The organism is Aestuariivita boseongensis (genome assembly GCF_001262635.1).
In the GTDB taxonomy this organism is placed as follows: Bacteria; Pseudomonadota; Alphaproteobacteria; order Rhodobacterales; family Rhodobacteraceae; genus Aestuariivita; species Aestuariivita boseongensis.
Genome location: NZ_JXYH01000089.1, coordinates 1 through 5964 on the forward strand (window position 1 = coordinate 1; position 5964 = coordinate 5964).

Consider the following 5964-nt stretch of genomic DNA (forward strand, 5'->3'; position numbering starts at 1 on the left):
CGGCTCAATAACCTCGGCCCCAGGTCGGGCAGCAACGCTTTGCTTCGTTTACCCCCAGCCGGGGAAGCGCGCCGTCTGCGCCGCGAGGCGGCTCTGGGCCGCCAGAAACTCCGTCTCGATCCGGGCGACAAGATCGGCTACGGGCATAACCTTGTCCACTGCGCCAATGCCCTGGCCGGATCCCCAGATCTCCTTCCAGCTTTTGGGACGCGTCTTGTCGCGATCTTCCGCGAAATTCATCTTGGACGGGTCCGAGGACGCGAGGTTGTCCGGATCAAGCCCCGCCGCTACGATCGAGGGGCGCAGATAATTGCCCCACACCCCGGTAAAGGCGTTCGAATACAGGATATCCTCCGCCCCGCATTCGGTGATCATCTGCTTATAGCGGTCGACCGCGTTGGCCTCTTCGGTGGCGATGAAGGCCGAACCGACATATCCGCCGTCAGCGCCCATCGCCAAAGCCGCAAGCAGCGCATCACCCCGTGCGATGGAACCGGACAGGAACAGAGGGCCGTCGAACCAGTCGCGGATCTCCTGGATCAGGGCCAGCGGCGATTGCCCGCCCGCATGGCCGCCCGCCCCGGCTGCAACGGCGATCAAACCATCGGCGCCTTTCTCGATCGCCTTTTTGGCAAAGGTATTGTGAATGACATCATGCAGCACGACCCCACCGCAGGAATGCGCGGCCTCGTTCACCTCGGGACGTGCGCCAAGCGATGTGATCCAGACGGGCACCTTATGTTTCACGCACAGTTCAAGATGTTCGTCCAGTTTCTGGTTCGACCGATGCACGATGTGGTTCACCGCGAAAGGCGCGGCGGGCCGGTCCGGATTGGCCTGATTGTGGCGGTCCAGTTCTTCGGTGATGCGACCCAACCATTCATCCAGGCTGTGCCCATCCTTTTCGCGCGCGTTCAATGCAGGGAAAGACCCGACAATGCCTGCCTTGCATTGGGCAATCACAAGTTCTGGGTGAGAGACAATGAACATCGGGCTGCCGATCAGCGGCAGGCGCAGGTTTTGCAGGGAAGCGGGAAGGGTCATCAGTATCCTCGGAATTGGGAATTGGTCAGGCGACAGCGCCGGTTTTGAAAAGGCGTTCGATCTCGTCCGGGCTTAACCCGGCGTGCGCCAGGATCTCTTGCGTATCCGCTCCAAGTTCAGGAGCAGGCGGGGGCAGCGGCGTCTCTGATTGGGCAAAGCGTGGCGCAGGCATGGGCTGTGCAGGGCCGGTCTTGGAGAAGATCCCGCGCGCGGCGTTATGGGGATGCTCGGGCGCCTCTGCGGGCGACAGGACCGGAGCGAAACATGCGTCTGTGCCCTCAAGCAGGGCGACCCAATGATCCCGCGGCTGCGATTTGAAGATGTCGGCGAACTTCGCGCGCATCGCAGGCCAGCTTTCTGGATCGGCGCGTTTGCCAATATCGGCCGGGTCCAGGCCCAGCCTTGTCAGAAGTTCGTCCCAGAATTTCGGCTCAAGCGGGCCAATGGTGATCCACGTACCATCGGCACATTCATATACACCGTACCAGGGCGCGCCGCCGTCCAGCAGATTGGCCTGTCGTTTGTCCTCCCAGTCGCCAGCTGCCCGAAAGCCATAGATCATCGCCATAAGCGAGGCAGTTCCATCGCAAATCGCAGCGTCGATGACATCACCGGTGCCAGTCCGTTGCGCATTGAACAGTCCTGTGACCATACCAAAGGCCAGATACATACCGCCCGCTCCGAAATCGCCCAAGAGGTTCATCGGAAAGGTCGGGGCGCGCGTGGCTTCCCCGGTCGACCAAAGCGCACCGGACAGCGCGATGTAATTCAGATCATGCCCTGCGGCATGGGCCAGCGGCCCGTCCTGCCCCCAACCTGTCATCCGGCCATAAACCAGGCGCGGGTTGACCGCGTGCACGGCATCCGGCCCCAGGCCCAGCCGCTCCATTACACCGGGGCGGAACCCTTCGATCAATCCGTCCGCATCGCGCAAAAGTGTCAGCGCAACCTGAACCGCCTCGGGGTTCTTCAGGTCCAGAACAACGGACTTGCGCCCACGCGCCAGAAAATCCGGGCCCGGCCAAGGCTTTGCGCCAGCGCGGTCGATACGAATGATCTCGGCCCCCATATCGGCAAGCATCATGCCGGCAAAAGGCCCCGGGCCGATCCCCGCAAATTCGATGATGCGCACACCGGAAAGCGGGGCGGCAGCTTGTCTGTCTGTCATGTGGTATCCGGCCCTCCCTCACGGCCCGTAGCAGTACGCAGGTTCGCGCGCATCTGTTCCAGAACCCGCATCGTCTGTGCCAGATCTTTTGTGTCGATCCCGGCATTGGCGATGTCGTCAACTTTTCCCTGTACCTCGGACATGGTGCGCAACATGGCACGCGCTTTGGGTGTCGCAAAGATCCGATTGGTCCGCCGGTCGGATTGATCGGGTTTGCGTTCGACAAAGCCGCGCTCAACCAGTCGGTCGATCAGTTTCGAGATGGTGACCGTCGCGACATTCATCCGCTCAGCCAGATCGGCCTGGCGCAGCCCGTCTTCCCGTATCAGGTGCATCACCACCCATCCCTGCGACATGGTGAGGTTGTGGGGTCGCAACATGCGGTCGAACAGAATGCCGCGAAACCGTGCAATATCCTGAAAAATTGGACCATCCTTCGAACGACCGGCCTGGTCGGCTTGGTCTCGTGAACCGGCCATTGCACTCCTCCCGCACGGTCTTTCGCTGTAGTGCCGCGTCTTTGGGGAAAATTAATTAGCTTGATTGCTATTTTCAAGTTAATTAAATTTTCGTTCATGCCTGACGCCGCAACGGATGAAGCAGATTGCATAGGCCAAACATAAAGCGAGGCAGGAGCCGGACATGACGGCAGCTGTTCACTCTCTGATCTTTAGGGGGGATGGCCGCGCAAAAGGTGTGCGGCTGGCAGTCTTGTTGAAATGACAGACACAGGCGATCATCGACGCAGCGGGGGCAAGTTCCTGTCCGCAGCGGCTTTGGTCTTGATCAGCCTTTCGGCGATTGGCCATATCTTCGGCTCAAGCACCGCCTTTTTGTGGGGCGCGCTTGCGGGACTGTGCGTCTTTTTTGGGTTGGAATTCCGTTGCCTGACCAAAATGGCAAAGACAATGGTGGTCTTGTGCTTTGCCCTTGTCGGCGCAGAGGTTTTCACGAACACATTGCAAGCCGATTTGACAGCGCAGGCCATTCATCGCGCCGGATTTCTTGCATTTTTCCTGACGTCACTCGGATTTCTTCAATATGCGGCCGGGCGGTCGCCGCTGATGCAGCGATCCGGGCGTATTCTGGTGCACCAACCACCGGGCAGGCGCTATGTAGTGTTGACGTTCGGCGCAGCGTTGTTCGGGATGCTGATGAACCTCGGTACGATTGGTTTGTTGGGCACGATGATCGACAAGGGCACCTTCGGAAATGCGGAAACCCCCGAGGCGCAACGTATTGCACAGATCCGCCGTCGGCGCATGACGCTGGCCATGCTGCGCGGGTTCTGTGCCCTTCCGATGTTCTCGCCCATGACCGTGACGATCGCGCTGGTGACGGCCGCGATACCCGGTTTGACTTGGGCGCAAGTGGCCGTTTGGTCTGCACCATTGACGGTTGTGTTTCTGTTGGTCGGCTGGGCATTCGATAGGCGTTCCTATCCCCGAAGACAGGCTGCGCACGATGGCGACACCCCGCCCTTATCCGGGTTGATGCCTATTCTTCTTCTGGCCCTTGCCGTGCCTGGTGCCGCCTTTGCTGTCTCGAAGGTTTTGGGAACCAGCATGATCGTCGCGCTGCTGATCGTTCTGCCGATAATTTCGACGGTCTGGATCTGGATACAAGAGCGTGGCAGCACAGGTGCGCTGTTGCGTACGGGCCGCGAAATCTGGGGCGGTCTGCTTCCCTCGCTGCCCGAGATGCGGAGTGAAATCACCTTGTTCGCTTCCGCGGCTTTTCTGGGCGTCATGATCGCCGCAGTGATAGATACTGATGTGCTGGGTGGAATCATCGTCAATCTGGGCCTGTCCAGTGGTGCGATTCTTGCTTTGGCGGCTTGGCTGATCGTCGGTTTGTCGCTGGTTGGGATAAGCACGATAATCTCGGTCACGATCCTTGCTGCGACGCTGCCCAATCTGTCCGCGCTGGATTTGGGGCCCGTGATGGTGGGCTTCATGCTTGTGTCGGCCTGGACAATCTCGGTCAATGTCGCGCCCTACGCGGCCTCAGTTCGATTGGCCGCGCGAATGATACAAGCGGATCCCGCAGACGTGGGTGTCAGGTGGAACGGTTACTATGGTCTTGCAACGCTTTGCCTGCTGACTCTTGTTCTATTGAGTCTGGGATAGTTGGTGGCCGTCTGAACAACGGTTTCTAAGCATCGGTGAAAATGGTCAGACGGTGTCCGACAGAAGATCGCACGGAATTCGACAGGAAACATCGACGAAGGAGGCGGTTCCTACGTGACGGCGCATGTTTGCCGTACGACAAGAGCACGCCAATCAAGCAGTACTTAAGTCATTGATTTTTGGTAAGATTGGTTGCGGGGGCTCGCAACTCACGATTTCTGCGGTTAGTCGAGCGAGTGGTCCCTCGGGTTGCGGCGTAAGATTGGCAAGTGCGGCGTGAAAAGGTGCGGACTGCGCGATTTCAGCTTCCTCGACGCCAGAACGGCCCGCCAATACACCCTGTGTAATTGATCCGCGCGCACACAAGCGGCCCAAACATCTCTGACTCCTTGGGTCTCGGCCAGATCCTCCAGTGATCCCGGCCCATTGAATAAGCCTGCCGTCTGCGTGGACTTGGTTGCATATCTTCGTGCCTACCAGCGTGGCATGCGCTTGGCCCATTTCCGAAACCGGGCAGAAGATGCCCTGTTCCAGTGACCGCCGGCCTTCATCTCCGAAAGACGAACAGCAACTTCCGACGATCGGTCGAAATCAGACCAGTTCGTCCGCCAACGCTGTCACCTCGTTTACCCACGCCATCAGCGCTTCGGTCGTGGGCGCGAGCTGGATTGCCAGCCCTTCTGCGAAACTCTCGAAGGCCGGTCGGTTGAGCGCATTTAGACCGACCAGAACGGGGATCTCCATCGCAACCGCCTCGGCGATCACGTCGCGGAACCCCCGCCCCTCCGCCTCGTGCTTTCCGAACTTGTTGACGATCAGCAGGTCCGCGCCGGATGAGAGGCTGACCTTGACCAGACCCACCGCCGTTTCCAGCGCGGCAGGGTCGAGGCGGCACCCCCGCGCCTGCGGGCCAAGATCCTGGCTGATGCGCAGAACGGGACCTTCTGGCAGCACCCGCACATCCATGTCGCAGGGGCCGGCATCGGCGCGCTCGCTGTTGATCTGGACAGTGCCGCAGCATCTGAGGCCCCGGGCTGCGAGGTTCGCTGCCAGCCGTTCAAGCACCAGATCCGTATCGCCGCGTCCTGGCGCCATCGTGCAGGCGAGTTTCATGTCCGGGCTCCTTCAGGATTGGCAGAAAGGTTGGAATTCGACCAGCGCACCGGCTGGCAAGGATTCGACGTCGGCGGGCAGAAACATCAGCCCGTCCGCTGGAGAGAGCAGCCCGACACGGGCCGAATGTGTGGCATCCTCGAAGGAGACAATCTCGCGACCATGGCCATCGAAACCGGCCAGCGTGGCGGGTCGGAGTTCGCAGCGCCCGGGCTTGCGGCGGATTGGGCCTGCGGTCACGACATGCCGCCGGGTCGGTGCGGGTCCCTCGCCGCTCAAGGCACGGATCAGCGCCAGTCCGAAGACCTGCCATGTGACGAAGGCCGATACCGGGTTGCCGGGCAATCCAAGCCAGTGCGCCTTGCCGATGCGCCCGACCGACACCGGCTTGCCCGGTTTGATCGCGACGCCGCTGAACAGGGTTTCGCCGCCCAATGCCATGACAGCCGGCTTCACATGATCTTCTTCGCCCACCGAGATACCGCCCGTGGTGATGACAAGATCGGCTTT

General features: G+C 60.4%; 6 protein-coding genes. 1 reads left to right on the forward strand and 5 read right to left on the reverse strand.

The window, feature by feature from the left end; translation table 11 throughout:
- Positions 1–48 precede the first annotated feature (48 nt).
- Genes TR61_RS18965 through TR61_RS18975 form a run of 3 tightly spaced genes read right to left on the reverse strand, consistent with a single transcriptional unit; the run spans position 49 to position 2691 of the window.
- Positions 49–1044 carry an NAD(P)H-dependent flavin oxidoreductase gene (locus TR61_RS18965; protein ID WP_050932103.1) on the reverse strand — a complete coding sequence of 332 codons (996 nt, stop codon included), beginning with the start codon at positions 1042–1044 and terminating at the stop codon, positions 49–51.
- Between the two features lie 25 nt (positions 1045–1069).
- Positions 1070–2212, reverse strand: a complete 1143-nt coding sequence (locus tag TR61_RS18970; RefSeq protein ID WP_050932104.1) for a CaiB/BaiF CoA transferase family protein — start codon at positions 2210–2212, stop codon at positions 1070–1072.
- Positions 2209–2691 carry a MarR family winged helix-turn-helix transcriptional regulator gene (locus TR61_RS18975; protein ID WP_050932105.1) on the reverse strand — a complete coding sequence of 161 codons (483 nt, stop codon included), beginning with the start codon at positions 2689–2691 and terminating at the stop codon, positions 2209–2211. The genes TR61_RS18970 and TR61_RS18975 overlap by 4 nt, the downstream gene beginning before the upstream one ends.
- Positions 2692–2931: 240 nt before the next feature.
- On the opposite strand from TR61_RS18975, the gene TR61_RS18980 reads away from it, so the two are divergent.
- Complete coding sequence (locus TR61_RS18980; RefSeq protein WP_050932106.1) at positions 2932–4341, forward strand: hypothetical protein; 1410 nt, start codon at positions 2932–2934, stop codon at positions 4339–4341.
- A 591-nt stretch (positions 4342–4932) separates the two neighbouring features.
- Here TR61_RS18980 and TR61_RS18985 read toward each other — a convergent pair.
- Positions 4933–5454 carry a DUF2478 domain-containing protein gene (locus tag TR61_RS18985; RefSeq protein ID WP_050932107.1) on the reverse strand — a complete coding sequence of 174 codons (522 nt, stop codon included), beginning with the start codon at positions 5452–5454 and terminating at the stop codon, positions 4933–4935.
- Between the two features lie 12 nt (positions 5455–5466).
- A partial coding sequence (locus TR61_RS18990; protein ID WP_245626933.1) for a molybdopterin-binding protein occupies positions 5467–5964 on the reverse strand: 498 nt, incomplete at its 5' end.